Origin of the sequence: Pantoea sp. GL120224-02, assembly GCF_900215395.1 — a bacterium.
In the GTDB taxonomy this organism is placed as follows: domain Bacteria; phylum Pseudomonadota; class Gammaproteobacteria; order Enterobacterales; family Enterobacteriaceae; genus Pantoea; species Pantoea communis.
Genome location: NZ_OBEC01000001.1, coordinates 722233 through 747729, shown reverse-complemented (window position 1 = coordinate 747729; position 25497 = coordinate 722233). Strand labels below are relative to the sequence as shown.

Here is a 25497-nt window from a genome sequence, read left to right as displayed (position 1 = left end):
TGAACATCCTTCCTGTTGTACAACCTTTCCATTGAATCATTCACTCATTATTTGCGCACAGATACTCATCTAACTTACTGAATAATAATTGGAAGCATTTTTTGCACAAAAATAAAAGTTATACAACAACACAATTGCTGTACAAGTTTGATTTAGTTGTATAACTTTACTGTCAGACAGAGCCGACTACATTTCAACCATTGAGAGGTTCACCATGCGTCAGAACGTTACGAAATTCCCGGACTCCGCCAGCGACATTGCGCATTACTTCAGCAAGGCATCGGCGCCGACCCAGCAGGAAACGCTGGGGCAGATTGTCGTTGAAATTCTGCGCGCAGGCAAGAACCTTAACCGCAAGGCCATCTGCACCAAACTGCTGCGCCGCCTTGAAGTGGCGGCGAATCAGGAAGAAGAGCGTCATTATCAAACACTAATCGGCATGCTGTTTGAACGCTGAGTTTTTTCGCTGTAAGCAGGTGATGCCCGCAGCGTGCATTCAGGACCGCCCGGAATAGTTGTCCTGCTACCCTGCCTGGAGGGCATTAACCTGAAGATGCGGGTATGAAAAATAAAGATTTAATACGCCTTGCCGATGTCGTCCTGGGTGAGGCCGTGGTAACGCTGCTGAGCATCGAAGACGGAATTAGCGCAGACAGCGTGGCTCGACAGCTCCGGGCTATGGATAGCAGTGAGACGACTCCGGACAGGCGAGAAGCTATAGCCTTGGCGCTGGGCGAGGTGCAGACGGAATTTATACAGTCCAGGGAAGGCCGTGATGCAGCAGTGCTGGCATTGGGTGCCCTTAATGGATCGGGTAGTAGTACAAAGAAATAATAGTTGCCGATTAATCCAGGACGAATCTCCGTATTTTCGGAGAGTGGCAGGACGCCCGCAGGATGCGGCTACCCAAGGGGTGGCCGTTATTTATTTCAGGCTATAAGCCTGGTCACTTTAGCCCGCAGGGCCTGACGGATAACACTATGCAGCTTAATGAACAACACACCTCTACAGAAGCAAGCATCATTCAGCACTTCCGTAGCTGCGGCGACGAGCTGGCCGCAGAAACTGCCGTGCTGGACGCAGTTATCCGCGACATCGTCATACATGGTAAAAAGGTGACCAGCAAAGCGATTATACTTTATCTGATCGCCGAGCTGGAGAGCACGACAGATGTGGGTGAGCTTGACATACTGCGCAGCGCGCTGGAAATCGTGGTGGGCAAAACGCCTGACGATGAAGGTTTTTGAAATTAATTCTGCTGCGTGACGTGCGCGGCGGCCATCGCAGCCGGGGAGTCAAATCCCCCCTGCGAAGCCCACACGGAGCAGCTGATAGCGGCGGCAAGACTTACAACAATCCAGACTTTCACTGGCTTCTCCCGGCTTAAAAGTTTAACACTTCATAGTGTGGCACATCACCGTCAGTGAGCCAGGATGTATGTCAGAACAGGAGGAATTTGAAAGTCAGTGCATTTGCTCTGCCAGAAGCCTGATGGCGCGTTCGCAGCTTAGGCGCATTCCAACAGTGCCGACCACTTCACTCATGCTGTGCAGGGCGCTGGTAATCTCGTGGAGAGTGAGGTGCTGGTCCGGCTTAAGAAGGCGAGCCACTACCGTTCCGATAACGGCGTAGATATCTTCGGCGGTGGTGTCATCATTCATATGACCTCCGTCCGTAAGGTGGATGAGTGTACAGTATAACAGAAAGGGGCAGTATCAGATACCGCAGCCCCCCATGGAGTCAGTGAAGCTTCTGCTCTGTCAATCCGGCAACCCTTTTCCCCCCTGTCTTTTCACCATTACGAACATGCATTTCCCGCCGTACTTCTTCAATAGCGCGCAGACCTGCGCGAATCCGATCTTCGTCCGTTTCAATTTCAATGGCCGATCGTAAGCGATCCGTCAGGGCCGCCCAGCTAATGGCCACGTCCTCATCCAGCAGCGCCGTGACGGCTTCGCCAAGCATAATGTCGGCCATTTTATCTTCAAAATCATTTTTCATGGGGTTATCCGGCAGTAGGTTTTGGGCGCAGAGCTTAGCACAGTGCAGCTGGCCCGAACATGAACGGGAAGGATACCTATAGAAAACATTTACGCGGCAGTGTTAACACGCGTCACGTCAGGGGAGTCCAGCAGAGCTAAGCTGTGCTGAAGGTACCTTACTCCAGGGCCGATAATTTCTTTCTGCGGCCGCGCTGCTTTGCTACGGGCGATGAGGCTGCCGCCACCTGTGAAGGCTTTTCAAGGCGATACAGGCAGACGTCGCCCCGCTCCGCCAGGCTTGCCGGCCAGATCATAGCCGCGTTCCCGTCCTCAACGTAAAGCTCGCCCAGCGGTTGCACCACGGCCCAGGGGGCACCTAGCATACGCCGCAGTTGCAGGATCTCCAGCGCCATGGCCACAGCTTCCGCTTCATAGCTGCCCTGATTTTCTGCGATTTGATTCAAACGATCTTCACTGAGCATTACTGACTCCCCTCTCAGTTATTCCCTTTTGCACTGATAGCCCGCCAGCGGATTGCCGGATACGCACCTCAGGTTCATGCTATAGACGTCTGCGGTGTTGATAAGTCTTTTAACCCGCTGCCTTTACGAAATTTTTACGAATAATAATGTGCCGTTAGCTTGCAGAGTCCGCAACCAGTTCTACGCTGGGCAGACCAGTGAAAAAAGTCTTCCAACTCTAAAATAACAAAGGCGAAAAAGATGATTCTAAGTGAGTTTATGCTGAGGTTAAACCGCTGGCCTCGCATGCATTTCACAGCAATTGAAAGCGAGCAACGTGATACCGGTATTGAGATTTATGCCATCGACTGCACAAACCAGACCAAAAGCCGGCTGCTTATTTATCGCACGCCCGACACACAACACGCTTCCGCAATGATGACGCATTTCATTAGCTGGCTTGAAAAAGCGAATCGTGGCAGAACTTTGCGGTATGAGAAGGCACAAATAACGGCTGTCATGGCCGAGCAGCCAGCAACCAACCTTACCGCAACCTCCTAATCCTGTTGGGCCCGCTTTGGGCCCTTTTCTTTCCTGTATCTCAAACAGCCTCTCGGGTCTCCGGCCAGGCAACGGCCGCGCCTTTTGCAGTGAACAGGGCACCCTGGAAATCAGTGACACCAGCCGCCTCCAGCCACATCCATTCCTCAGGCTGTTCGATACCCGCTGCAATGACGTTTATCTCCAGCGCTGAACAACAGCGAAGCACTGCGTGTACCACCGCCTGACGGGGACCGCTGCGGTGAATATTGCGCACGATCGCTGCGCCGATGCGCACGCGGTCCGGCTGGACGTGCGCCAGCAGAGACAGTCCTGCCGAACCGTCACCAAAGTTGTCGATAGAGATACTGATACCGGCTTGCTTCAGTTGGCGTACCGCCTGAGTGAATGATTCCAGCTGAGAGATAACCTCTGTTTCACTGACGCCGAGTATTATTTGCTGCGGCACCAGCTCAGCACGGTCAATTGCGTTAATGAGCCGGCTAACGGCATCCGCAAGATTAACCAGCGTCATGGGCAATATGCTGACGTATAACATGATGTCGTCGGGACACGATCTGCCTGCCTTGTTCAGCGCCTCTGTGACGACGCTTAGGTTATACGCATACAGCGCCTCGCCGGTCAGTCCATCCGGGGCTTCATCGGGTATGGCCTCGATGGCTGTGACCTTACGACCCAGAGGATCAACCACCGGGCGGAAGGTGACGCCCACCGCCGGGAACGGGGTACCGTTCTCATCCGGTACAAAGTCCCAATAGTCAGCGGGCAAAACCTCGAAGTAGTTTTCTTTCTCACGGGCTTCCACGAAGGTGCGTAAGAACTGCAGGCCCCGATCGTCGTATGTCAGACGATATTTAGACGTGCCGCGGTCAAGCACCGCCTGCAGCACACTGCCACTGTCATGGCGGCGCAGGTCAAACAGCTCCATTCCATGGTTGCCGAAGCGGCGCGACGGTGAGTAGTCGCGCATCAGCTCAACCACATTGTGGTGACGCCGGTCGGCGCAGATACGACCATAAATGTCCAGTACGCCCTCCTCCGGGCCCTCAAGAATCTGGAAGAAGTGCGTGCCGTTAAAGAGCAAGATCCCCGTAACCTGATGCCGGGCGTTGAGCAGGCTGGCTTTCTCCACCATACCCGGCAGGATGCTTATGGGTACCTCATCGGCAAGATGGCTTCGGTAAATAATTGTTGTAAGCATTTCTGGCTCCCTATTACCGCAGATTGTCACGGGCACCATAGCAGTTGGCTGACCATTCTCAAACCGGACCGGTAGTCACTCTCACCGCACCGCGACTTAAACGACGTAGACATCATTAAGCCTTTTTGTCCTCAACACAGGTATTAATTCATGCGGGTGCCGCGCTTCACAAAGCCTGTACGCATAGTAGCGAAGCATTTGTACGCAAAGTAATATCTTTCGATTTGAGCGCCTCCTGCATGCGTTTACCCAAAATCCTTATCAACAGTACTCAACCTGCGCGCCGCGAAAGGCTCAAGGTTACCGGCAGCACACGTCCACATTAACGCATGCAAAATCTGACGGATTGAACAGCCTGATTTAATTGTCAGAAAATAAATTTATCCGGCCACGGTTAATTCTTCGTGGATTACTTAAGTGGATTTTTTTGCATAAAGGGCCCAATAAACTCAGCAATTGATACAAATTATTACGAATTCAGCTTTTTTCAGAACAACCTACGGGCACTTTCACCATCTGCGACTACAGTGTGACGTGAGGCTGTCATCAACGTGAAACGGAGGTAGCTAATTTGTCTAATCATCACGACGGGAAAGGGCACGTCATTATTGGCGAAGCGGCATTAAGTCTTGCGCTGGGTGAAAAAGAGATAAGCGTGCATTCGCTTATTTCTGAGCTTGGACGCATGGCAAAAGCCGGCGGCAGCGATAACAGGCTCACGGAAATTTCGGAAGCCAGAAGCTGGTTGAAAAGCTTCAATGAGCCTGAACAGGCTGTCCGGTATCTGCCGTACCTGCAGACTTTTGCAGACCTGAACGACGAGAAGAACTGACGCCAAAGGACGTAGTCCGGCTCTGGCCGGAAGACGACGATGAAGATGACCTCACCGGTCTCGCCCAGGCGTGCACCGGCCGGAGAACCTGTCAGGGACGACACCCTTCGGTAGTACCGGCTTAAATCGCTTAAAAAAATGAATTTCACTACCTGACATCCCAGCATACAGTATCTCTTTTAACCAGAAGGAAACACGTATGTCCCAGTTTTATTACCTTCGCAATGCAGGACAGCATTACCAGTTACACGCCAGAGGATGCGTATGCCTGGAAGATCATCCAGAGCGTCAATTTCTGGGGTCTGCCCTCACCTATAGGCACGCCTATCAGATTGCATCGCAACGTATGAATGTTTGGGCCTCCATCTGTCGTCTGTGTATCGATGACAGCATGTCCGATACGCGGGACTCTACGCTCATACTTCATGCGCGATGAACTTTTTTAATCCTAAGTCACATTACGGATAATGATTCACACTCAGTAAAGTAACGCAGCTAAACTTAATGTCATCTATTTAAAGGTGACGGGAAGAACTATGTCAGAACATTTTATTCATGATGTAGCTATACCGTTGCCAGGTCATGAAGATGAAGCACCTGGCGGCAATCACGATATTCCACCTGACCGGAAATCCCTTTACTGATTGAACTGCTATCAGACTGTTTTTTTCCGCGCATGTTTATCAGCACCGCTTATCGCGATACACTGTATATATCCCCAATAAGCGGAGCGCATCTGAAAAACGGAAATGAAATAGAGGACCTTATGCACCAGGCTGTGGCTGTCGCGCTGAAGCAATTGCTGCGTCCCAGCGGGACCGTACATGTGCATGAACTCATCGCTGCCCTCTGGCGCCTGAAGGAGTCCGCCCCGGACAAAATAATGCGCGACTCCTGTGAGCGGGCTATCAGGTTACTGGCAAAAAAACTCAACTGAAATTATGCGGCGCCAGCCGCTTTCAGACACCGGGATCGTCCGGCGTATATCCCACGATCAACTGGAGCAGAACGCGCAGGATTTCCTGCCTTTCGGCGTTATTTTCAACCATGAGCTGATTCATGATATGCCGCATAATGGTTTTGTTATTCACCGGTGCCCCTATATAAATAAGGTTGTGGATAATGTCGTCCAGCGTTTCTTTCTGTAATGCATAACGGTCACCTTTAACCATAAGGCATGCCTGTATGTGTGCAACCGTATTGGTTTCTCTCATGCTGTGATGATCCCTGAATGCTCGCGCGATTCGCGTTGGTTTAAATTGCGCATTGGCTGGATTAAAGGTTGAAGATTATAGTCCTGCAGTCATAAATACTGCCGCTATAGTGAAGTATATGACAGTAAATGTATTGCGGAGCGAGCAAGCGCAGATTCAGAAAAAGCAGCTATTTGGGTAATTAAAACCCTGGCACTGACACATACGAAAGCGACAGGCATTACCTTACCTGCCGCCACAGTATGTGGTTATCTTAAGTCATCGTCATCTGCCATCAAGCGTAAGGTACTTTCCTGTGATGCAGTGCCTGAATGGCCTGCATCTGGTAAAAGCCACCTATCTTCACCAGTAGATTTAGCGCTAATACTACGGTGTCCTCGCAACCACTTGATGGCTTCCCTGATTGACAGCTCTCTTGAGTGACTACTGTCTGCCTTAAGCATCGCGGCCAATTCAGAGATAAGCGCATCGACGGTTATATCCTGTTCACGCACGGCTAGATTGACTGCTGCTTCACCAATAATTGCGTGACCGGTCATGTCTTCGCTGTACAACACGTTTGTACCTCGCTTATGAATTAGAGAACATTGTTTACTACGATAGTATTATAGCATTAACCTCCCCGGCTATATTATTTACCCGATAGGTTATGCCTATTCAAATATGCAACTCAATGTTGGAACTTTTCTCAACCTCTCTAAACAATAGAAATATTTGAATTACCTTGCGGCATGTAACAATCTCATCATTTATTTATAATAATGGTAGATAAGAGGTGCCTTAGAGTTTTCTATTGTTTAACTCTCACTTATGACGTTAAGGGATCGAAATTTCTCAACGCTTATGTAAACGACTTAATTAAATGTCTGGCATCATTAATGATTAGGTGACTAATCTAATAAAGTATTAACTAGCATAAGTAAAAGCAAGTTAATAACGAGATGTAATAGCAATGTGAGTCAGTAAACTGCTGATCTGAGCATAACTCAGAAGAGACATCTGATGATGAAAGTAAGAGGGCTAGCTACATAGCTGACACAGTGCGTAAGTCAGCTATGGTTAAGTGTTTGCCAGTTTTAAGACACGTGCTGCGTGAATGGGCGCAGGTTTAGCTAAGCACCCTTACCTGAGATGATGACTACGGCGCAGGTATCCATGTCTCTGCTTCGCTATCATCGGGATAATAGTAACCATTCGGTATTGATTGAAGTTCAATCAGGCTGCCCCACGGAGCCTGAAAGTATACGCTAGCATTATTTTCGGTATCTTCATGACGGGAGTTACCATGTATTTCTGAAAGAAACCTTCCTCCCGCTGCCCTGACCCTTTCCACCGCATAATTTATATCGTCCACATAAAGAGAGATGTGATTCCAGCCAATATCCTGCAGCCTTACAGGTTGCTCCTGTTCTTCACTTTTTATCTCAAAAAGCTCGAGATTTGGACCATTACCAATCCGTAGCAAGCGCTGCTTGATAATCATTGTCCCGGAGCTTAAGCCTAATTGTTTCTCTGTATCTGCTCCCTGTCGTGGATGATCATGCTCTGTTAGGCCGTTATAGACAAATTTAGCGTCCAGCGCCTTCTGTAAAAATTCAGTTGCCTGTTGCAGGTCGGGAACGGTAAGCCCTAGATGGTTTATGCCCCTGGTTGGCGCGCGCGTCGGTATATTTTCCATACATATCCTCCAGTTAGAATTATGATAACTTCTACAAAGAGTAGTACTTTTCTGCCCAATGAGCGGCGCGATAACTCATTGACACCCTTTCAATGCAAAAAAAACGTCCTGTCAGATCATTAAGGGTTAATTAGAATGCTCCTTGAAAAGCTCATGTTGCTTGAATGCAGCCTTCACGGTGACAAACGCAACGACCGGGATTGGCTCGAGCATCTTCTTCATCCTGAATTCCGGGAGATTACACGTTCAGGCATGATGGTCGATCGCTCAGACACGATCATGTCGCTATTGAGCGAGAAAACTGCAAGTCCAATCATAAGCAGCAATTTCCGGTTAACCGAAATAAATGAAAGTTGCGCGATACTTCTTTACCGTACGTCTGATGCGGACGGGAGCCGACCTGCATTACGTTCCTCTTACTGGCTACTTTCGAAAGAGGGCCAGTGGTCTCTGATTTTCCACCAGGGTACGCCTGTACCGACGCGTGCTTAGCTAATTAGCCGCACTATTGTTTTCAGGTGTGATGCCCGGCAAATTCGAATATGAAATGAGTTCGACGGGTCGGTGCAACACAACCCTCACCAAAATGGACGGCAAAATTCTGAGTACTGTGGTCTTTTAAATCAGGCCTGGTATTCAGGTTTCTCTCCAGGAAGAGGTTCTGAAAGCTCCTGACCTTCAACTCCTGCGTAAAAAATTACCAGTTCAGCCCCCTGTTCAGACGTATACCCGCGGTGTGCGCTATTTACCGTTTCATTGATCGCCTCACCCGCATTAACGCGATATGTGGCGCCTGTATTCATGTCTTCAATTGTCAACTGTCCCGACAGGACGTATGCCGTGTTAGGCATGGCATGTGTGTGCCAGGGCAGCTTGCTATCAGGAGGTAAAGACATGCGCATTACCGAAATGAGTGGCTTGCCTTTGGAATACGCTTCATAAGGCTGCTTATTCCATGCTGTCCCACTCTGAAGAATAAGTTTATGTTCGATCTTATCCGAACCTTTATTTGGGGTCAGCTCTGCGTTTGCCATTGTCTATCCTTCTAATTGTGTATTTTCATGCTTTCAGACAAAAGTTTAGCAGAAGCAGAAAGATTGCTTTTTAAGCTCAACGCCAAAACAGCTTCAGAGCCGGACGTTGAAAATTCAAATTAATAATCAGATTGGAGCTGGAATTCGTCGCCGTAATCCGTACCATACGCGACATACTTTTGCCTGCTGGCTTTTTGTCGGCTGGCGCCAACCCGTCATTCATAGCGAATCAGATGGGGCATGAAAACGCGCAGATGGTATATGAAATCTACGCGACATGGATTGAAGAGATGAATGGCGAGCAGGTTGACATGCTCAACAGCAAACTGGCTATCTGATAACAGTTGCCCCCTGTATGCCCCTTTTGGTTTCTGAGACAGTAAATAATGCATGATAATCAAGAAGTAACAAGAAAAGAGCAGTACAACCTGAACAAGCTTCAGAAGCGTCTGCGTCGTAACGTGGGCGAGGCCATTGCTGATTTCAACATGATTGAAGAAGGCGATCGCATCATGGTCTGCCTGTCTGGCGGAAAAGACAGCTACACCATGCTGGAAATTTTGTGCAGTTTGCAGAAGAGCGCGCCGGTGAACTTTTCACTGGTGGCGGTCAACCTCGACCAAAAACAGCCAGGATTCCCGGCACATATTCTGCCAGCGTATCTGGAAGAACAGGGTGTCGAGTATAAAATCGTTGACGAAGATACTTACTCCATCGTTAAAGAGAAGATTCCGGAAGGCAAGACCACCTGTTCGCTCTGTTCACGTCTGCGTCGCGGGATCCTTTACCGCACCGCTACCGAATTAGGCTGTACCAAGATTGCGCTGGGCCATCATCGCGACGATATCCTGCAGACCCTGTTCCTGAACATGTTCTACGGCGGCAAAATGAAAGGTATGCCACCAAAGCTAATGAGTGACGATGGTAAACATATTGTCATTCGTCCGCTGGCCTATTGCCGCGAAAAAGACATCATCCGCTTCGCTGAAGCGCGCCAGTATCCGATTATTCCGTGCAATCTGTGCGGTTCACAGCCGAACCTGCAGCGTCAGGTCGTCGCGGATATGCTGCGTGACTGGGATAAACGCTATCCGGGCCGTATCGAAACCATGTTCAGTGCGATGCAGAACATTGTGCCTTCCCACATGGCGGACATTAATTTGTTCGACTTTAAAGGCATTCAGCACGGCGATGAAGTGGTCGACGGCGGCGATATTGGCTTTGATCGCGAAACATTGCCGGTGAAACCTGCGGGCTGGCAGCCGGACGAAGAAGACGCGCCGGAAATGAGCGTGCGACTGGATGTGTTAGAAATTAAGTAATTTGTAGACGATTCTAATTAAGGCGCAGCGCTTCGGCTCTGCGCCTTTTTTATTACCGGTGAGGTGGCGGATCGATGATCGGTGGAAACTCGGGATCGTAGGGAGGATCGGGTTCCGGAATTGGCTGCGGATGAGGAATCGGTTCTGGAATCGGTGGCGGATCGGTTGGAATGGGATCGCTGGCAATGAGTTCTTGCATGCCCTGCTCCTTATCGCTGAATGTCCTTTAAGCATAGGAAAGGAAACACAGCCAAGCCAAGCGGGCAAAAAAAAGCCGGCGGATTAGCCGGCGTTGTACGAATCAAATGTGCTATGCAGTAATTCTAAAAAAGGAAGTAAGACAATATGGAGCGCAACGCCCATCGCTTGACGTTGCATTCACCTGCGAGAGAGAGTTTGCCCCTGTTAGGCGATCCACTTATTGATATCGATCAGGTTTTTCCCGCTTTTTTGCTTACAGCACCTTATTTAACAGCGGGTTAACGCTTATAACCTGAGACTTACATTACAACCAGTTGCGTCGTTTGAGCCATATCGCCACGCCCACCACCATCACCAGCAGTAGTACGCAGAACGCGGTAAAGCCCAGCGGCCAACTACCACCCGGAATACCGCCAAGGTTGACGCCAAACAATCCTGTCAGGAATGTCGCTGGCAGGAAAATCATCGCCATCAGCGACATGGTATAGGTGCGGCGGTTCATCGACTCTGCCAGTAAAGACGCGACTTCATCGGCCAAAATCCCGGTACGCGCTACGCCTGCATTGAGGTCATCCAGTCCGCGTCCCAGACGATCAGCAACGTCCTGCATACGACGACGGTCGTCATCATTCATCCACGGCAGTTTTTCACTTGCCAGACGGGCATATACATCACGTTGCGGCGCCATATAACGACGCATCACGATCAGTTGCTTACGCAGCAGCGCTAACTCGCCGCGTGCCGGAACCTGCTGATCCATCAACGCATCTTCCAGCTCGATAATTTTGTCGTGCATCTCTTCGATAAATTCGCTGGCGTGATCGGTGAGCGCATCGCAAACATCCACCAGCCAGCTACCGCCATCCACCGGGCCGTTACCGTTTTGCAAATCAGCCAGCACTTCGTCAATGGCATACACTTTGCGGCGACGCGTGGAGACGATCACTTTGTCGTTGATAAACACGCGCATGGCGACGAGTTGATCCGGTCGTGAATCGGCGTTGTGATTGACACTGCGCAGCACTATCATAAAACCGTCGCCCAGGCGCGTGACGCGTGGGCGCATGCTGTCGCCCGCTAACGCATCACGCACGGAATCGGGGATCAGCGGGGTATTTTGCAGCCACTCGGCACTTTGCCGTTGGGTGTAGTTCAGATGCAGCCAGCACGGACGCTCACAGTTGATGACATCTTTATCTTCAATCGGGATAACCCCGCCTTTGCCGTCGAGCTGGCAGGAGATAATGGCATCCGAAACTTTTAACGCTTTTCCTTCAATGACGTTCACTGACTCGCCTCACTTTCAAAATCAATACGATACAGTCTAGCGTGGCGCAGACGAGTTGCAATCATCAGGCTGTGAGCAAAGATGACAAGATAAAGGTGAGCATCCGCAGAAAGCGAGAGCGGCGACATCGTCATTGGATGCGTCTCCTTAATCCGTTGCTACGGTTATGGAGACGCACACAATCACACCACTCTGCTGATTAGCGTCGTTATATCAGTGCTTTTCGATCCACAGTTCGCGGCTGTAGGCGACATCTTCGGGATTGGTGATCGGATAACCTTTGACCCACGGTTTGATCAGTCGCCCGTTGGTATATTGGTAGATCGGGGCGATCGGTGCCTGATCGGCAATGATCTGCTCCGCTTTGTTGTAGTCGGTATTGCGGGCAGCCACGCTGGTTTCCATGCTGGCTTTGGTCAGCACCGCATCATAATCCGCGCTGTGGAAACGGGCGATATTGCCGGTGTGTGTTGAGGTCAGCAAACTCAGGAAAGTGGAAGGTTCATTGTAATCCCCGACCCATGACGCACGAATCACGTCAAAGTTACCGCTGTTGCGGCTGTCGATGTAGGTTTTCCACTCCTGGTTTTGCAGCGTAACGTCCACTCCAAGGTTCTTTTTCCACATCGACGCCACGGCGATGGCAATCTTCTGATGGCTTTCCGAGGTGTTATACAGCAGCGTCAAATGCAGCGGCTTGCCGGGACCGTAGCCCGCCGACGTCAGCAGCGCTTTTGCCTGTGCATTCAATTCCTGCTGGCTGTGCTGTTGCAGATAACTTTGCTGAGGTGTAAAGCCTGCGGTGACATCCGGTGTAAAGTGCCAGGCCGGTTTTTCGCCGGTACCCAACACTTTCTCGGCGATAATGCGGCGATCGATACTCCATGACAGCGCTTTACGCACGCGCACATCGGCGGTCGGTCCCTTTTCGGTGTTAAAGGCGTAATAATAGGTGCCCAACTGATCCGGCGTATACACCTGTCCCGGCAGCTCTTTTTTCAGCAGCGCATACATATTTTTCGGGAAAGATTCGGTGATATCGATATCGCCCGCGCGGTAACGTTTGGTGGCACTGGACTCTTCATTGATGGGGATAAAGGTCACTTTGGTGAGTACGGAATGGCTGTTATCCCAGTAGTGTTGATTGCGTACTAACACTATTTTTTCGTTCACCACGCGATCCTGCAATTGATAGGCACCGTTGCCCACCAGTTTACCGGGCGACGTCCAGCTATCAGGATTTTGCTCAATCGCCTTCTGCGATACCGGATACATCGCGGCATTGGCCACCATGCTCGGGAACCACGGCACCGGGCGTGACAAGGTCACCTTCAGATGATTGGCATCGGTGGCTGTGACACCCAACTGATCGGCACTCATTTGCCCTTTGGTGATGGCATCCGCGTTTTCGATGCCACTCAGCGCGGCAAACCACGCAAAGGGAGAACTGTTTTTCGGCTCCACCAGGCGCTGCCAGCTATAAACGAAGTCCTGCGCTGTCACCGGTTCGCCATTTGACCAGCGCGCATCTTTGCGCAGCGTGAAGATCCAGGTTTTGTTGTCATTGCTGTGCCAGCTTTCGGCCACGCCCGGCACGATTTTGCCGTGTGCGTCCTGATTGGTCAGCCCTTCAAACAGATCGCGCATCACCTGAATTTCTGGCAGCCCCACGGCTTTCATCGGATCCAGCGAGGCGGGTTCGTCTTTGATATGGCGAACAATTTCCTGTGTCGGCGCTAACTGTGCGCCCGCTGGCACATTAGCGGCAAACACCGGTGAGAAAACACCAGCAATCATTACGGCGGCCAGCGTCTTGCGGAAAGTTAATGTCATCACCACTCCTTTACCCAAAAAAATGGCGACTGCGAAGGGGTCTGCGTCGCCAGCGTCTTTGGTGACTCTATCGCAAATTGCTGATTGATATATAGCTATTTCCCTGTCTGCTGTTTACCGTTATGTTGAGGCTGAATTATCGGTCACATTTTTAATCCTGAACGCCAACCCGATTCAGGCTCTTTTGCACGATTTCAGAGAGGAATGTCATGTCGTCACACCATCCCCGTCCGCTGCGCGGCAAACTTGACGCGGTCTGGCAACAATATGGGCAATCGGTGCTGGGTGCGCCGCTGCTGTGGTTTCCCGCCCCGGCGGCCGATGCTGATAGCGGATTGATCATTGCCGGCACACACGGTGATGAAAATGCTGCCGTCGCGACCTTATCCGGTGCGATGCGCACGCTGCCGGAGTCACTGCGCCGCCATCATGTGGTGCTGGCGGTGAATCCGGATGGATGCCAGTTGGGCCTGCGTGCCAATGCCAACGGTGTCGATCTCAATCGCAATTTCCCGGCCGCCAACTGGCAAAATGGCGACACGGTGTATCGCTGGAACAGTGCGGCTGATGAGCGTGATGTGGTGCTGTCGACGGGCAGCAGCCCCGCTTCCGAGCCGGAAACGCGCGCGCTTTGTCAGCTGATCCACCAAATCAAGCCGAGCTGGGTGGTGTCCTGGCATGAGCCTCTGGCCTGCATTGACGACCCGCACCACAGCCACCTTACGCAGTGGCTGGCAGAACAAACGCAATTACCGGTGGTGAGCAGCGTCGGCTATGCCACGCCAGGTTCTTTTGGCAGCTGGTGCGACGATCTCGGCTTGTTGTGCATAACCGCCGAGATGCCGCCCATTTCAGTGGATGAAGCGACTGAAGTGTACCTTGATGCGATGATTAACCTGCTGCGCTGGCAGCCGCAGGCTTAAGCACGCCGTGTGAAAAATGCAGCGACGGCTCAACATCGGCAGCTAGCCAGGTTGGGCCGTCAAGATCGGCGAATTTTGCGATCGGTGTCAGCGGTAACGCCGCGCGGATCGCCCTTGAAGTACACAGCATACAGCCGAGCATCACTGCAAACCCTTGCTGACGTGCCTCTTTTGCCAGCGCCAGGGCTTCCGTCAATCCACCGGTTTTATCCAGCTTGATATTCACCATCTCATAGCGCCCTTTCAACTGCGCCAGATTCTCCCGGGTGTGACAACTCTCATCCGCACAGATAGGAAGTGGGTGGACAAAGTTCGCCAATGCGGCATCTTCGGCTGCCGGAAGCGGTTGTTCGAGCATCGCAATGTTTAAATCTGCCAGTAGCTGACAGCGCGCCGCCAGCCCTTCTGCCTGCCAGGACTCATTGGCATCCACAATTAACGTCGCTTCCGGTACGGCACTGCGAATCGCCACCAGACGTTCACTGATCAAATGATGATCGAGTTTTATCTTCAGTAGACGCGCACCATGTTGCCACAACGCTAACGCGCTGCTGGCCATCGCTTCCGGTGTATCGATACTCACCGTATGCGCCGTAATGATTTCCTCTGCCAACTCAACACCGCACAGCGCCTGCAAACTTTTATTCTGTTGCTGGCGTTCCAGATCCCATAAGGCACAATCGAGCGCATTCCGCGCGGCACCGGCCGCTAATGCCTGTTGCAACTCCGCTCGCGTCATACCATTTTGTATCGCAGGCAACTGCGCGGCAATTTGTTGCAGCACCGAGTCTTCACTTTCGCCATAGCGTGCGTAAGGAGTCGCTTCACCTACCCCTTTCAGGCCGTCCTGTTCAATCTCGACCACCACAACATGCGCTTCCGTCCTGCTGCCGCGTGAAATAACAAACGGCGAATGTAACGGCCAGGCCTCTGGATAACTCTTCACTGTTCTCATTAATTCTCCTTAAATCCGTGGCTTAATTGCGATGTGCTTCTGCTATCGCGACGAAATGCGCTCGTAAACCCTTCAAAATTATGTCATAAACAAACGCTATATCTGCTCTGGCAGGCTTAATGCCAGACTTTTTCATCGCTAAAAGGAAATCGTATGTCTCAGAATGTTCACTTTCAGGGCAATCCGGTCCCGGTTGCAGGTCACTTCCCGCAGGCTGGCGAACAGGCAAAAGCTTTCTCTCTGGTCGCAAAGGACCTGAGTGACGTCTCCCTTTCTCAGTATGCAGGTAAACGCAAAGTTCTGAACATTTTCCCAAGTATTGATACCGGCGTGTGCGCGGCATCAGTGCGCAAGTTCAACGAGCGTTCTGGCGAATCCAGCAACACTGTGGTGCTGTGCATCTCTGCCGATCTGCCGTTTGCCCAGTCTCGTTTCTGCGGTGCAGAAAACGTGAGCAACGTGGTGACCCTGTCTGCGCTGCGCGGTGCTGAGTTCAAAGAAGATTACGGTGTGGCGATTGCTGATGGCCCACTGAAAGGCCTGACTGCCCGTGCAGTAGTGGTACTGGATGAAAACGACAAAGTGATTTACAGCGAATTGGTGAACGAAATCACCGAAGAGCCCAACTATGATGCGGCACTGGCTGCACTGAAGTAAGCATTAATATGATGTGATAAGGGCGCACTTCATAAAGTGCGCCCTTTTTTATGGCAGTAAGATAAGCGCTGTAAAATTACTCGCTCTCGCCGCGCTTCTGCCCCAACCCATATTCACGCAGTTTATTGGCAATCGCGGTATGCGACACACCCAGGCGTTTTGCCAGTTTGCGCGTGCTTGGGTAAGACAAGTAGAGCCGCGTCAGCACCGAACGTTCGAAACGGCTGGTGATCTCATCCAGCGAACCTTCCATCGCTTCTTCGCCCAGCGTCACATCTAACGCCTGCTCAGGCAGAATGATGTCCTGAGGACGTAACTCGTAGCCTTCCAGCTGCGTCAATGCGCGATACAGCGCATTTTTCAACTGCCGCACATTACCCGGCCAGTTATAGCGTGTCAGGAACGGTGCCAGCTGCGGTGACAAACGCGGACGCGGCAGTCCCTGCTCATCGGCAAATCGCGCCACAAACATCTCTGTTAGCGGCAGGATGTCCAGCGGGCGCTCACGTAAAGGCGGCAAATTGAGCGTCAGTACATTAAGGCGGTAAAACAGGTCTTCACGGAACTCACCCCGTTGCACCAGCTCGATCAGGTTCTTCTGCGTGGCACAAATGACGCGCACATCCACATGCACTTCATGTTCTTCACCCACGCGACGGAAAGTACCATCGTTGAGGAAGCGCAGCAGTTTTGTCTGCATGCGCGGTGACATCTCACCAATCTCATCCAGCAGCACCGAGCCGCCATTGGCCTGTTCAAAGAAACCTTTCTTGCCTTCCAGCGCGTTCGGATAAGCGCCCGCCGCGTGACCAAACAGCTCACTCTCGGCCACATCATCCGGCAGAGACGCACAGTTAAGCGCCAGAAAAGGTTTTTTACCGCGTGCGCTGCGCAGATGGCAGGCGCGTGCCAGCATATCTTTGCCGGTGCCAGTATCGCCGACAATCAGCAGTGGCGCGTCGTGCATCGCCAGTTTACGAGCCTGATCGATCACCTGACGCATTTTTGGCGTCACCGCCACGATGTGGTCAAATTCCGACTCATCCGTCACGGTGAGATTTTGCAGCTGACGGCCCATGCGGGCGGTGGATTTCAGCGTGATCATTGCGCCGACGGGCTGATCGCTCTGCCCCTCTTCTTCCGCCAGATAAATCGGTCGGGCTTCCATCAGGAAATCACGGCCCTGAATAACAACGTGATGTGCCTGGGCTTCCACACGCTCATTCTCGATCCAGCGCTGGAAGTTAAAACCGGTAATCAGGGTTGCGGCGTTTTGGTTACGCAGCTTCTGCTCATCGAGATTGAACAGGTTTTGCGCTGCCGGGTTGGCGAGTTCCACCTTGCATTTAAGGTCGATAGAGAACACCGGCTCCGGCATAGCAATGAGTAATGCACTTAACGCGCGATGTTCACGCTCAGAGGGCATGTAGCTAACGGTGCGCACATCTGTTACGCCAGGTGTACGACGGATTTCCGCCATCAGTGTACTGAAGGGTTCGAATTCAAGGGCAGAAAAGTTGAGATAGATGCGACCGAGCGGCGCAATTTCAATACCGCGCAGGTCGATGTTGCGCGCAACCAGCAGATCGAGTAGCTCGCGCGCCAGACCGATGCGGTCCTGGCAGAAAACTTCCAAACGCATTGCGATGAGCCTTAGTCAGGTTTTGATTTTAGTGATAATACTCTAACTTGCAGCGCCTCAGAAGGGGGCTGTCATGAAAAGTTGACAGTTTGAGGCAGGTGACGCGAAGAAGTGTAGCGGAACGACGCACAATAATCCCGCCAAATATCACATTTAACAAAGATAGTTTCACCTTTCACCCAGTTAGCAGCGTGAAAGGTGAACAGAGAGATGTTATTTAGCAGCCTGCCCTGGTTTATCCCCACTCTTAGACAGGGATTCTTTCAGCTGAACCAGTAATTCCCGACGGAAATCCCCAAGACGCGGCTTATCATCTTCCAGCCAGGGCAGCGGACGGCATAATTCCATGGCTTTGATGCCTAATCTCGCGGTTAGCAAACCGGCACCGATACCCTGTGCAGCGCGTGCCGAAAGGCGGGCCGCGATATCCTGCGACATCCAATCCATCCCCACTTCACGCACTAGTTCTGAGGCACCGGCAAAGGCCATATTCAGCAATACCAGGCGAAACAGGCGGATGCGGCTGAAATAACCCAACTCAATGCCATAAATAGCCGCAATACGGTTGACCAGCCGCAGGTTGCGCCAGGCAATAAACGCCATGTCCACCAGCGCCAGTGGGCTCACCGCAATCATCAGTGTCGATTCTGCAGCGTGGCGGCTGATCTCACGATGCGCCTGACGATCCAGCACCGGTTGCACCAGTTGCGCGTAAAGCATCACTATTTCACGATCGTTATGAGTTTCATGCAGCGCCGCGTGCCAGCGCTGCAAAGCCGGATGCGCCTGATCGAGCTGCGCCTGCTGGGCTAGCTTTTCGCAAAAAGCGCGGCCTTTACCGATACCGTGGCTGTGCAGTAATTCCCGCCCGATATCCCGCTCTTCGGCTCGCTGGCGCAGTCGATAAAGACGACGCCATTCGCCAATTAATGCCCCGGCTCCGGCAATCACAATCAGGCCTCCAGCCACACCGGTGCCGAGTGAGAACCAATCACGCGTGATCCAGGCATCGTGCATCCACTGAGCGCCCTGCGCGACCACGCTGATGCCAAAAATCCCCAGACCCAGACCCACCAGCTTGCGCCAGAGACTGCGTTTGGGGCGTAGCGCGGCCTCAACCACTTTTTCACCTTCGCCCTCTGCCAGCGGCTCTGACTCTTGAGTGGCAAGAAACGCGCTCTCGCTTTCCTTACTAAAAGTTTGCGCCGTACGTAGCGGTTTCTGCGCCTCATCTTCGAGCGGTCGTGCAAAATCAATGCGCGGTTTTAATGGGGTTTCGTCGCTCATCGCAATTTATCTCCAAGTAAAAATTCCAGCGCGGCATCCATGCGAATGTGCGGCAGCGGCCGATCGACATCCAACTGCTGCGGCCGGAACTGTTCAAACTGAAATCCCTGCTGCTGCCAGAACTGATACCCGGGCAAACGTGGCGGCACTTCGCCGGGATAGAAGGTCAGCGCTTCGCCGTCATGAAGACGATGACCGCGCAGCGCGGGCAGCTTTTCGCCACGATGATCCACCAGCCCACTTTCGGTGGCCTGCACCGACGCCAGTCCAAGACAATCCATGCTGATCCCTTCAAACGCCGCGTTTTGCCAGGCATCCTGAACCAGCTGTTGTAACAGCGACACCATATTGGCGTGCTGATCGGCCGTGATATGGTCGGCTTTGGTGGCGGCAAACAAGAGTTTGTCAATCACCGGGGAAAACAGACGACGGAACAACGTGCGCTGCCCGTAATGGAAGCTTTGCATCAACTGCGTCAGTGCCAGCCGCATATCATTGAACGCCTGCGGCCCGCTGTTTAACGGTTGCAGACAATCCACCAGCACGATCTGACGGTCAAAACGCAGAAAATAATTTTTGTAGAAGCCCTTAACCACATGCTGGCAGTAATAGTTGAAACGTTGCTGCAGCACGGCAAAGTTACTGCCTGCGGGAGCCTGCAACAGCTTGCTGGCGTGAATCTCATCCAGCTGTGGCCAGGGGAAGAACTGCAGTGCCGGGGCACCTGCCAAATCACCCGGCAGTACGAAGCGGCCAGGCTGGATAAAGTGCAATCCCTCGGTTTTGCACTGATGCAGATAATCCGTCCAGGCCGCGGCAATCTCCGCCAGACGATTTTCATCCGCTGCGGCAAAAGGATCGAGATCCTGAGATAGGCTATGCCAGCGCGCCGCCCATTGCTGGCGATCGCCCTGCAGCAAGCCCATCATCTGTCGTGACCAGCTGAGGTAATCCTGCGCCAGCATCGGCAGATCGAGCAGCCATTCACCAGGGTAATCGACAATTTCCAGATAGAGCGTGGCGGTATCTTTGAAGTGGCGCAACAGCGATTGCTCTGGCCGATAGCGCAGCGCCAGACGCATTTCACTGACGCCGCGTGTCGGCGTTGGCCAGATGGGAGGCGTGCCATAGAGTTGCGCCAGCCCTTCGTCATAGGTAAAACGTGGCGTGCCCAGCTCACGCTGCGGCACACGTTTGACGCCCAGCAGGCGCTCTTCACGCACAACGGAAAACAGCGGCAAACGGGCGCCGCTGTGTACATTGAGAAGTTGGTTCACCAGCGAGGTGATAAACGCGGTTTTGCCGCTGCGGCTCAGACCCGTTACGGCAAGGCGTAAGTGGCGGTCAACACCGCGATTCATCAACGCCGCCAGTTCATTTTGCAGTCTTTTCATCCATCTCCCTGACGAAACGTGCTGACAGGCGTTTGAATACCTTACTCAGCAACGGTTCCAGGGCGGCCGCCAGAAGCAGGCGCAACGGGCGACGCGCCACCGATTTCACTGCCCAGCCAGCTAATCCGCCGGGCCCATAGGTTACTGCACTGATGATGATGAATTTCCCCGCCGACTTCAACGCAGGTGTTGCGCGGCGGCGCAGAGCAGTCATACGCGAATTGTACATCTCCACTCCTTAAGAATATGCGGTGAAGCGGACCCGCAGTGGGCCCGGCGGAAAAAATCAGATTTGACGGAAGCGGCTGCGCACGCTGAAGGTCTCGGAGGTGACGTAGCGTTCGATATCTCGCACGTTACGCTCATCACTGTTCAACGATGTTTCCAGCTCATCCAGTAAATCACGTGCAGTTGGCGTATGCTGGTCTGGAGCATCTGCGGGCTTTTCATCCAGCACAAAGCCCAGGATGAAGTACGCCACCACGGTAAACATGAACAACCCGAAAAACAGCGACAGCACCACAATCACACGTAACAGGCGCACCGGAATATCCAGATATTCCGCCAGACCGGCACAGACGCCGCGCACTTTGCCTTGCTGCGGGATGCGCCACAATTTGCGGCCATTCATCATGGTTGCCTCCAGTTTGGATGCTCCGCATCCAGAATGGCTTCGAGTGCTTCCACACGTTCACGCATGCGGCGCGCGTCTTGCGTCAGCTGTTGCAGACGCTGCATATCGCCTGATGACAGTTCCGCGCCACCGTTGCGTTTGTTGCTGTAGTGCAGCCATAACCAGATCGGCGCCACAAAGAGCACGAAGATCGTCAGGGGTATGGCGAGAAAAAGTGCGCTCATTGACTCTCCTTAATCATTAACACTCTGGTCGAGGGGCTCAGCGTCGAGCCCTACGTCCCTTACTCGCTGCGGTTCATTTTGGCTTTCAGCGCGGCCAGTTGCTGGCTGATTTCGTCGTCAGCTTTCAGCTCGGCAAACTCCTGGTCGAGACCTTTTGGCTTACCAAAACGCTGACTCTCCGCTTCCGCCTCCATGTGGTCGATACGACGTTCGAAGGACTCGAAGCGCGCCATGGCTTCATCCAGCTTACCGCTGTCCAGCTGACGGCGCACATCGCGGGAAGAAGATGCCGCCTGATGACGCAGCGTCAAGGCCTGCTGGCGTGCACGGGTTTCGCTGAGTTTTTTCTCCAGCTCACCGATCTCGCCTTTCATGCGATCCAGTGTTTCTTCAACCTGAATGGCTTCTTGTTTGAGTGCTGCAATCAGATCGGTTAGTTTCTGTTTTTCAATCAGCGCAGCACGCGCTAAGTCTTCTTTTTCTTTGCTGATGGCCAGCTCAGCTTTTTCCTGCCATTCAGCCTGCTGAATTTCGGCCTGCTCGATACGGCGCAGCAGCTGTTTCTTTTCTGCCAGCGCGCGCGCTGAGGTGGAGCGAACTTCCACCAGCGTGTCTTCCATTTCCTGAATCATCAGGCGTACCAGTTTCTGCGGATCTTCGGCGCGTTCCAGCAGGGAATTGATGTTAGCGTTCACGATGTCGGCGAAACGAGAAAAAATACCCATAATGATGTTCCTCTATTTGTCATGTGGTTGTGCGGTGCACGGTTTCTTAATACAAATGGCGTGCCAACTTTTAATTTGTTGATTTTGCTTGTTTTGCATATTTTACTTTCACGTAAGCATCTATTAATGTAGTGAAATTGATTAACCAGTGGCGAAATTCATCATGGCAAATGGTAACGATAACCTGTTGGGCGAATCGAATAACTTTCTGGAGGTGCTGGAGCAGGTTTCCCGTCTCGCGCCGCTGGAAAAACCGGTGCTGGTCATTGGCGAACGCGGAACCGGTAAAGAGTTGATTGCCAGCCGCCTGCACTATCTCTCCGATCGCTGGCAAGGGCCTTTTGTGTCGCTGAACTGCGCGGCACTGAATGAAAACCTGCTCGATTCCGAACTGTTCGGCCACGAAGCCGGGGCGTTTACCGGCGCGCAAAAACGTCATCTTGGCCGCTTTGAGCGTGCTGACGCCGGCACCTTGTTCCTCGATGAGCTGGCGACCGCGCCGATGCTGGTGCAGGAAAAGCTGCTACGTGTCATCGAATACGGCCAGTTAGAGCGTGTTGGCGGCAATCAGTCCTTGCAGGTCAATGTGCGTCTGGTGTGTGCCACCAATGAAGATCTACCCGCACTGGCTGCTGCAGGAAAATTCCGCGCCGACCTGCTCGATCGCCTCGCTTTTGATGTGGTGCAACTGCCGCCGTTGCGCGAACGCCGCAGCGATATCCTGGTGATGGCCGAACACTTTGCTATCCAGATGTGCCGCGAACTCGGCCTGCCATTATTCCCCGGTTTCAGCGAACGTGCTCAGCTCACGCTGCTCACTTACAGCTGGCCGGGCAACGTGCGCGAATTGAAGAATGTGGTGGAACGCTCGGTGTATCGCCATCACAGCGCAGAAGAAGAGCTGGATAACATCATCATCAACCCTTTCGCCCCGCGCAACGCCGCGCCTGAAACCCACTCTGAACACAACACCAGCGGCTTACCCGCCCTGCCACTTGATCTGCGCCAGTGGCAAAATCAGCATGAGCGCGACCTGGTCGAAGCCAGCTTGCAACAGGCAAAATACAACCAACGCCGCGCCGCCGAGCTACTGCGGGTCACCTACCATCAGTTACGCGCCATGATGAAAAAGCACGGCATTCAGGCGCGGGACGAAGATTGAACACCAAAGCGCGTGCTGCAAACGCTGCGGCGCCGAATTACTGCGGATGACGTACCAACAATTACGATAAATTATGAACAAGCACGGTATGCGGCACGTGATATGGATTAGCCTTAGCCACATAAGATGAAAATGTGCACCCTAGTGATTATTAGGGCGTACATCGTGGCTTTGCTGCTAGCGGAGAAATCCCCACATCATCGTTTAACTGGTCGAAAGGTTTTTCAACGACAGCTCAGGTGTGGGTCGGTTTTCCCTATAGCTTTTGTGCTGACGCAAGGCGGCAAGTGCGCTAATCCCCGGGAGCATACATCAGTATGTGACTGGGGTTAGTGCGCGCAGCCAACGCAGCAACAGTGCAAAAGATGACGGGAAAAATGACACACAAAAAAAAGCCCGCACTAGGCGGGCAACTTAATACTGGAAGCAATGTGAGCAATGTCGTGCTCTTCTTCGGTAGAGCCACCGTCGAAGCGCAGAAGAATAATAATCATTCTTATTATCATCTGTAAAGCCCTAATTGAGAATTTTTCTCATTTCCACACTAACATTGTGATTACCCCTTCGCCAGATTGGCGAAAAACAACGCAGAACCATCATGAATTTGGGGAGTGCGTGACGTTTGCGATACACTCACGCTATTGCCTCAGAATCGTTGAGTTCTATGCCAAAATTATTCTCCTCGCTGCTGCTCGGTCTCAGCGTATTGAGTGCGTCTGCGCTGGCCGCACCAACCAATAACATCCGTAATAGCGGTTTTGTTTATTGCGTCAATGGCACGGTCAATACCTTTAATCCACAAATGGTCAGCAGCGGCCTGGTTGTGGATACGCTGGCGGCACAGCTCTATGACCGCCTGCTGGATGTGGACCCTTACACTTATCGCCTGATTCCTGACCTGGCACAGAGCTGGGAAGTGCGTGACAACGGTGCCACTTATCGTTTTAATCTGCGCAAAGATGTCTCTTTCCAGCACACTAACTGGTTTAAACCCACGCGAAAAATGAATGCCGATGACGTGGTGTTCAGCTTTGCGCGCATGTTTAACCGCCAGCATCCATGGCATAACGTCAACGGTGGCAGCTATCCCTATTTCGATAGTTTGCAGTTCTCTGACTCGGTACAAAGTGTTAAAAAACTGGACAACGACACGGTAGAAATCCGTCTCAACAGTCCGGACGCCTCTTTCCTCTGGCACATCGCTACGCATTACGCGCCAATCCTGTCACAGGAATACGCCGACAAGCTGACGGCGAAAGGCCAGCAGGAGCGTCTGGATCGCGAACCGGTGGGTACCGGACCGTTCCAGTTGAGCGAGTACCGCACCGGGCAATATCTGCGCCTTGCGCGTAATCCGCAGTATTGGAAAGGTGTGCCGCGTCTGCAACAGGTGGTGATCGATCTTGGCGTGGGCGGAACGGGACGTCTTTCGAAATTGCTCACCGGCGAATGCGATGTACTGGCCTATCCGGCAGCCAGTCAGCTCTCCATCCTGCGCGATGACCCGCGTTTACGTATGACGCTGCGCCCCGGCATGAACATCGCCTATTTAGCTTTCAACACGCGTAAACCGCCACTGGACCGCCCGGAAGTGCGTCACGCGCTGGCGCTGGCGATCAATAACGAACGCCTGATGGAATCGATCTATTACGGCACTGCTGAAACCGCCGCCTCCATTTTACCGCGTGCTTCCTGGGCGTATGATAATGATGCGCGGGTCACCGAATACAATCCGGCGAAAGCTCGTGAAGCGCTGAAAGCGCTTGGGCTAGAAGATCTGCACTTGCGACTTGTGGTGCCCACCACCTCACAATCCTGGAACCCCAGCCCACTGAAAACCGCTGAGCTGCTGCAAGCCGATTTGGCTCAGGTTGGCGTGCGCGTCACCATCGCGCCGGTGGAAGGCCGTTTCCAGGAAGCGCAGTTGATGGCGATGAATCATGATCTGACGCTGACCGGCTGGGCAACAGACAGTAACGACCCGGACAGCTTCTTTCGGCCGCTGTTGAGCTGTGCAGCCATCCGCTCGCAGACCAACTTTGCGCACTGGTGTTCACCGGCCTTTGATGAATCATTGCAACGGGCGCTGTTGTCGCAACAACTTTCGGCGCGCATCGACAGCTACGATCAGGCACAGCAAATTCTGGCGCAGGAATTACCGGTATTGCCGCTGGCGTCATCGTTGCGTTTACAGGCATATCGCCATGATATTAAAGGCCTGGTGCTAAGTCCGTTCGGGAATGCCTCGTTTGCCGGGGTTTACCGTGATGAGAGCAGCGAGGAATAA

General features: G+C 52.5%; 31 protein-coding genes and 1 pseudogene. 12 read left to right on the top strand and 20 right to left on the bottom strand.

From position 1 onward, the window contains the following. Positions 1 to 214: 214 nt before the first annotated feature. The 3 genes from ycgZ to CRO33_RS03455 all read left to right on the top strand — a co-directional run bounded on the left by ycgZ (position 215) and on the right by CRO33_RS03455 (position 1247). The gene (gene ycgZ, locus CRO33_RS03465) at positions 215 to 457 is read left to right on the top strand and encodes a regulatory protein YcgZ (protein ID WP_039328007.1); all 243 of its coding nucleotides are present in this window, start codon (positions 215 to 217) and stop codon (positions 455 to 457) included. Positions 458 to 561: 104 nt separating this feature from the next. Continuing rightward, entirely contained in the window at positions 562 to 834 is a 273-nt protein-coding gene (locus CRO33_RS03460) for a hypothetical protein (RefSeq protein WP_097117040.1), read from the top strand. Between the two features lie 146 nt (positions 835 to 980). Then, positions 981 to 1247, top strand: a complete 267-nt coding sequence (locus tag CRO33_RS03455) for a biofilm development regulator YmgB/AriR family protein (RefSeq protein ID WP_097117039.1) — start codon at positions 981 to 983, stop codon at positions 1245 to 1247. Between the two features lie 216 nt (positions 1248 to 1463). On the opposite strand, the gene CRO33_RS03450 is transcribed toward CRO33_RS03455, so the two are convergent. From CRO33_RS03450 to CRO33_RS03440, 3 genes are all read right to left on the bottom strand, one after another. Then, on the bottom strand, positions 1464 to 1661 hold the full coding sequence (locus tag CRO33_RS03450) for a hypothetical protein (protein ID WP_097117038.1): 198 nt from the start codon (positions 1659 to 1661) through the stop codon (positions 1464 to 1466). Positions 1662 to 1740: 79 nt separating this feature from the next. After that, positions 1741 to 2001 carry a hypothetical protein gene (locus CRO33_RS03445; RefSeq protein WP_097117037.1) on the bottom strand — a complete coding sequence of 87 codons (261 nt, stop codon included), beginning with the start codon at positions 1999 to 2001 and terminating at the stop codon, positions 1741 to 1743. A 157-nt stretch (positions 2002 to 2158) separates the two neighbouring features. Then, positions 2159 to 2464, bottom strand: coding sequence for a hypothetical protein (locus CRO33_RS03440; protein WP_097117036.1), 306 nt, complete (start codon positions 2462 to 2464; stop codon positions 2159 to 2161). 240 nt (positions 2465 to 2704) lie between these two features. Between CRO33_RS03440 and CRO33_RS03435 the strand changes: the two genes are divergently transcribed. Next, a complete protein-coding gene (locus CRO33_RS03435) occupies positions 2705 to 3004 on the top strand; it encodes a hypothetical protein (RefSeq protein WP_097117035.1) in 300 nt (99 codons plus the stop codon). A gap of 40 nt (positions 3005 to 3044) precedes the next feature. Here CRO33_RS03435 and CRO33_RS03430 read toward each other — a convergent pair whose 3' ends face one another. Beyond that, positions 3045 to 4205: a diguanylate phosphodiesterase gene (locus tag CRO33_RS03430; protein WP_097117034.1), complete on the bottom strand. Its 1161-nt coding sequence runs from the start codon at positions 4203 to 4205 to the stop codon at positions 3045 to 3047. A 571-nt stretch (positions 4206 to 4776) separates the two neighbouring features. Here CRO33_RS03430 and CRO33_RS03425 point away from each other — a divergent pair. After that, positions 4777 to 5037: a hypothetical protein gene (locus tag CRO33_RS03425; RefSeq protein WP_097117033.1), complete on the top strand. Its 261-nt coding sequence runs from the start codon at positions 4777 to 4779 to the stop codon at positions 5035 to 5037. Between the two features lie 959 nt (positions 5038 to 5996). Here CRO33_RS03425 and CRO33_RS03410 read toward each other — a convergent pair. The 3 genes from CRO33_RS03410 to CRO33_RS03400 all read right to left on the bottom strand — a co-directional run bounded on the left by CRO33_RS03410 (position 5997) and on the right by CRO33_RS03400 (position 7929). Continuing rightward, a complete protein-coding gene (locus CRO33_RS03410; RefSeq protein WP_160833584.1) occupies positions 5997 to 6209 on the bottom strand; it encodes a biofilm development regulator YmgB/AriR family protein in 213 nt (70 codons plus the stop codon). Between the two features lie 290 nt (positions 6210 to 6499). Continuing rightward, positions 6500 to 6808 carry a hypothetical protein gene (locus CRO33_RS03405; RefSeq protein ID WP_097117030.1) on the bottom strand — a complete coding sequence of 103 codons (309 nt, stop codon included), beginning with the start codon at positions 6806 to 6808 and terminating at the stop codon, positions 6500 to 6502. 581 nt (positions 6809 to 7389) lie between these two features. After that, positions 7390 to 7929: a VOC family protein gene (locus CRO33_RS03400; RefSeq protein ID WP_097117029.1), complete on the bottom strand. Its 540-nt coding sequence runs from the start codon at positions 7927 to 7929 to the stop codon at positions 7390 to 7392. Positions 7930 to 8064: 135 nt separating this feature from the next. On the opposite strand from CRO33_RS03400, the gene CRO33_RS03395 reads away from it, so the two are divergent. Next, positions 8065 to 8421 (top strand): nuclear transport factor 2 family protein, encoded by a 357-nt coding sequence (locus tag CRO33_RS03395; protein WP_097117028.1) that lies wholly within the window; start codon positions 8065 to 8067, stop codon positions 8419 to 8421. A gap of 131 nt (positions 8422 to 8552) precedes the next feature. Here the strand turns inward: CRO33_RS03395 and CRO33_RS03390 are convergent, their stop codons facing one another. Continuing rightward, positions 8553 to 8963, bottom strand: a complete 411-nt coding sequence (locus CRO33_RS03390; protein WP_097117027.1) for a cupin domain-containing protein — start codon at positions 8961 to 8963, stop codon at positions 8553 to 8555. 136 nt (positions 8964 to 9099) lie between these two features. Here CRO33_RS03390 and CRO33_RS03385 point away from each other — a divergent pair. Next, a pseudogene (locus CRO33_RS03385) lies at positions 9100 to 9301 on the top strand (tyrosine-type recombinase/integrase); the annotation flags it as partial. A 48-nt stretch (positions 9302 to 9349) separates the two neighbouring features. Then, positions 9350 to 10285 carry a tRNA 2-thiocytidine(32) synthetase TtcA gene (ttcA, locus tag CRO33_RS03380; protein ID WP_097117026.1) on the top strand — a complete coding sequence of 312 codons (936 nt, stop codon included), beginning with the start codon at positions 9350 to 9352 and terminating at the stop codon, positions 10283 to 10285. A 52-nt stretch (positions 10286 to 10337) separates the two neighbouring features. Here the strand turns inward: ttcA and CRO33_RS24515 are convergent, their stop codons facing one another. The 4 genes from CRO33_RS24515 to CRO33_RS03365 all read right to left on the bottom strand — a co-directional run bounded on the left by CRO33_RS24515 (position 10338) and on the right by CRO33_RS03365 (position 13607). After that, a complete protein-coding gene (locus CRO33_RS24515; RefSeq protein ID WP_167347098.1) occupies positions 10338 to 10484 on the bottom strand; it encodes a hypothetical protein in 147 nt (48 codons plus the stop codon). Positions 10485 to 10790: 306 nt separating this feature from the next. Beyond that, the gene (gene zntB, locus CRO33_RS03370; protein ID WP_034821343.1) at positions 10791 to 11774 is read right to left on the bottom strand and encodes a zinc transporter ZntB; all 984 of its coding nucleotides are present in this window, start codon (positions 11772 to 11774) and stop codon (positions 10791 to 10793) included. Then, positions 11771 to 11908, bottom strand: coding sequence for a hypothetical protein (locus tag CRO33_RS24510; RefSeq protein WP_176505718.1), 138 nt, complete (start codon positions 11906 to 11908; stop codon positions 11771 to 11773). The genes zntB and CRO33_RS24510 overlap by 4 nt, the downstream gene beginning before the upstream one ends. A gap of 79 nt (positions 11909 to 11987) precedes the next feature. After that, the gene (locus CRO33_RS03365; RefSeq protein WP_097117025.1) at positions 11988 to 13607 is read right to left on the bottom strand and encodes a peptide ABC transporter substrate-binding protein; all 1620 of its coding nucleotides are present in this window, start codon (positions 13605 to 13607) and stop codon (positions 11988 to 11990) included. Between the two features lie 209 nt (positions 13608 to 13816). Here CRO33_RS03365 and mpaA point away from each other — a divergent pair, with 209 nt between their 5' ends. Further along, positions 13817 to 14530, top strand: coding sequence for a murein tripeptide amidase MpaA (mpaA, locus tag CRO33_RS03360; RefSeq protein WP_097117024.1), 714 nt, complete (start codon positions 13817 to 13819; stop codon positions 14528 to 14530). Here mpaA and ycjG read toward each other — a convergent pair. After that, the gene (gene ycjG, locus CRO33_RS03355) at positions 14499 to 15485 is read right to left on the bottom strand and encodes an L-Ala-D/L-Glu epimerase (protein ID WP_097117023.1); all 987 of its coding nucleotides are present in this window, start codon (positions 15483 to 15485) and stop codon (positions 14499 to 14501) included. The genes mpaA and ycjG overlap by 32 nt on opposite strands. A 153-nt stretch (positions 15486 to 15638) precedes the next feature. Here ycjG and tpx point away from each other — a divergent pair, with 153 nt between their 5' ends. Further along, positions 15639 to 16142 carry a thiol peroxidase gene (gene tpx, locus CRO33_RS03350; RefSeq protein WP_034821364.1) on the top strand — a complete coding sequence of 168 codons (504 nt, stop codon included), beginning with the start codon at positions 15639 to 15641 and terminating at the stop codon, positions 16140 to 16142. 76 nt (positions 16143 to 16218) lie between these two features. Here tpx and tyrR read toward each other — a convergent pair whose 3' ends face one another. The 7 genes from tyrR to pspA all read right to left on the bottom strand — a co-directional run bounded on the left by tyrR (position 16219) and on the right by pspA (position 22048). Further along, positions 16219 to 17784 carry a transcriptional regulator TyrR gene (gene tyrR, locus CRO33_RS03345; RefSeq protein ID WP_034821366.1) on the bottom strand — a complete coding sequence of 522 codons (1566 nt, stop codon included), beginning with the start codon at positions 17782 to 17784 and terminating at the stop codon, positions 16219 to 16221. A gap of 213 nt (positions 17785 to 17997) precedes the next feature. Further along, positions 17998 to 19071: a YcjF family protein gene (locus tag CRO33_RS03340; protein WP_097117022.1), complete on the bottom strand. Its 1074-nt coding sequence runs from the start codon at positions 19069 to 19071 to the stop codon at positions 17998 to 18000. After that, positions 19068 to 20465, bottom strand: coding sequence for a YcjX family protein (locus tag CRO33_RS03335; protein ID WP_097117021.1), 1398 nt, complete (start codon positions 20463 to 20465; stop codon positions 19068 to 19070). The genes CRO33_RS03340 and CRO33_RS03335 overlap by 4 nt, the downstream gene beginning before the upstream one ends. Beyond that, entirely contained in the window at positions 20446 to 20694 is a 249-nt protein-coding gene (gene pspD, locus CRO33_RS03330; protein ID WP_097117020.1) for a phage shock protein PspD, read from the bottom strand. Before pspD ends, CRO33_RS03335 begins: the two co-directional genes overlap by 20 nt. A 57-nt stretch (positions 20695 to 20751) precedes the next feature. Beyond that, the gene (pspC, locus tag CRO33_RS03325) at positions 20752 to 21099 is read right to left on the bottom strand and encodes an envelope stress response membrane protein PspC (RefSeq protein ID WP_097117019.1); all 348 of its coding nucleotides are present in this window, start codon (positions 21097 to 21099) and stop codon (positions 20752 to 20754) included. Beyond that, positions 21096 to 21323, bottom strand: a complete 228-nt coding sequence (gene pspB, locus CRO33_RS03320) for an envelope stress response membrane protein PspB (RefSeq protein ID WP_034821383.1) — start codon at positions 21321 to 21323, stop codon at positions 21096 to 21098. The genes pspC and pspB overlap by 4 nt, the downstream gene beginning before the upstream one ends. Positions 21324 to 21382: 59 nt before the next feature. Next, positions 21383 to 22048: a phage shock protein PspA gene (pspA, locus tag CRO33_RS03315; protein WP_034821385.1), complete on the bottom strand. Its 666-nt coding sequence runs from the start codon at positions 22046 to 22048 to the stop codon at positions 21383 to 21385. Between the two features lie 163 nt (positions 22049 to 22211). Between pspA and pspF the strand changes: the two genes are divergently transcribed. Both pspF and sapA read left to right on the top strand, forming a co-directional pair. Continuing rightward, complete coding sequence (gene pspF / locus CRO33_RS03310) at positions 22212 to 23210, top strand: phage shock protein operon transcriptional activator (protein ID WP_097117261.1); 999 nt, start codon at positions 22212 to 22214, stop codon at positions 23208 to 23210. Positions 23211 to 23874: 664 nt separating this feature from the next. Beyond that, the gene (gene sapA, locus CRO33_RS03305; RefSeq protein ID WP_097117018.1) at positions 23875 to 25497 is read left to right on the top strand and encodes an ABC transporter substrate-binding protein SapA; all 1623 of its coding nucleotides are present in this window, start codon (positions 23875 to 23877) and stop codon (positions 25495 to 25497) included.

What these genes read in the sequence shown, in the direction of transcription:
- CRO33_RS03335 (WP_097117021.1), bottom strand. Translation starts at nt 20,465, where the DNA reads ATGAAAAGACTGCAAAATGAACTGGCGGCGTTGATGAATCGCGGTGTT.
- CRO33_RS24510 (WP_176505718.1), bottom strand. Translation starts at nt 11,908, where the DNA reads ATGACGATGTCGCCGCTCTCGCTTTCTGCGGATGCTCACCTTTATCTT.
- sapA (WP_097117018.1), top strand. Translation starts at nt 23,875, where the DNA reads ATGCCAAAATTATTCTCCTCGCTGCTGCTCGGTCTCAGCGTATTGAGT.
- CRO33_RS03410 (WP_160833584.1), bottom strand. Translation starts at nt 6,209, where the DNA reads ATGGTTAAAGGTGACCGTTATGCATTACAGAAAGAAACGCTGGACGAC.
- CRO33_RS24515 (WP_167347098.1), bottom strand. Translation starts at nt 10,484, where the DNA reads ATGCAAGAACTCATTGCCAGCGATCCCATTCCAACCGATCCGCCACCG.
- pspB (WP_034821383.1), bottom strand. Translation starts at nt 21,323, where the DNA reads ATGAGCGCACTTTTTCTCGCCATACCCCTGACGATCTTCGTGCTCTTT.
- CRO33_RS03460 (WP_097117040.1), top strand. Translation starts at nt 562, where the DNA reads ATGAAAAATAAAGATTTAATACGCCTTGCCGATGTCGTCCTGGGTGAG.
- tyrR (WP_034821366.1), bottom strand. Translation starts at nt 17,784, where the DNA reads ATGCGTTTGGAAGTTTTCTGCCAGGACCGCATCGGTCTGGCGCGCGAG.
- pspD (WP_097117020.1), bottom strand. Translation starts at nt 20,694, where the DNA reads ATGTACAATTCGCGTATGACTGCTCTGCGCCGCCGCGCAACACCTGCG.
- CRO33_RS03365 (WP_097117025.1), bottom strand. Translation starts at nt 13,607, where the DNA reads ATGACATTAACTTTCCGCAAGACGCTGGCCGCCGTAATGATTGCTGGT.
- CRO33_RS03435 (WP_097117035.1), top strand. Translation starts at nt 2,705, where the DNA reads ATGATTCTAAGTGAGTTTATGCTGAGGTTAAACCGCTGGCCTCGCATG.
- CRO33_RS03400 (WP_097117029.1), bottom strand. Translation starts at nt 7,929, where the DNA reads ATGGAAAATATACCGACGCGCGCGCCAACCAGGGGCATAAACCATCTA.
- CRO33_RS03440 (WP_097117036.1), bottom strand. Translation starts at nt 2,464, where the DNA reads ATGCTCAGTGAAGATCGTTTGAATCAAATCGCAGAAAATCAGGGCAGC.
- CRO33_RS03430 (WP_097117034.1), bottom strand. Translation starts at nt 4,205, where the DNA reads ATGCTTACAACAATTATTTACCGAAGCCATCTTGCCGATGAGGTACCC.
- CRO33_RS03340 (WP_097117022.1), bottom strand. Translation starts at nt 19,071, where the DNA reads ATGAGCGACGAAACCCCATTAAAACCGCGCATTGATTTTGCACGACCG.
- tpx (WP_034821364.1), top strand. Translation starts at nt 15,639, where the DNA reads ATGTCTCAGAATGTTCACTTTCAGGGCAATCCGGTCCCGGTTGCAGGT.
- CRO33_RS03395 (WP_097117028.1), top strand. Translation starts at nt 8,065, where the DNA reads ATGCTCCTTGAAAAGCTCATGTTGCTTGAATGCAGCCTTCACGGTGAC.
- pspC (WP_097117019.1), bottom strand. Translation starts at nt 21,099, where the DNA reads ATGATGAATGGCCGCAAATTGTGGCGCATCCCGCAGCAAGGCAAAGTG.
- pspA (WP_034821385.1), bottom strand. Translation starts at nt 22,048, where the DNA reads ATGGGTATTTTTTCTCGTTTCGCCGACATCGTGAACGCTAACATCAAT.
- CRO33_RS03445 (WP_097117037.1), bottom strand. Translation starts at nt 2,001, where the DNA reads ATGAAAAATGATTTTGAAGATAAAATGGCCGACATTATGCTTGGCGAA.
- mpaA (WP_097117024.1), top strand. Translation starts at nt 13,817, where the DNA reads ATGTCGTCACACCATCCCCGTCCGCTGCGCGGCAAACTTGACGCGGTC.
- ycjG (WP_097117023.1), bottom strand. Translation starts at nt 15,485, where the DNA reads ATGAGAACAGTGAAGAGTTATCCAGAGGCCTGGCCGTTACATTCGCCG.
- pspF (WP_097117261.1), top strand. Translation starts at nt 22,212, where the DNA reads ATGGCAAATGGTAACGATAACCTGTTGGGCGAATCGAATAACTTTCTG.
- ttcA (WP_097117026.1), top strand. Translation starts at nt 9,350, where the DNA reads ATGCATGATAATCAAGAAGTAACAAGAAAAGAGCAGTACAACCTGAAC.
- CRO33_RS03390 (WP_097117027.1), bottom strand. Translation starts at nt 8,963, where the DNA reads ATGGCAAACGCAGAGCTGACCCCAAATAAAGGTTCGGATAAGATCGAA.
- CRO33_RS03455 (WP_097117039.1), top strand. Translation starts at nt 981, where the DNA reads ATGCAGCTTAATGAACAACACACCTCTACAGAAGCAAGCATCATTCAG.
- CRO33_RS03450 (WP_097117038.1), bottom strand. Translation starts at nt 1,661, where the DNA reads ATGAATGATGACACCACCGCCGAAGATATCTACGCCGTTATCGGAACG.
- ycgZ (WP_039328007.1), top strand. Translation starts at nt 215, where the DNA reads ATGCGTCAGAACGTTACGAAATTCCCGGACTCCGCCAGCGACATTGCG.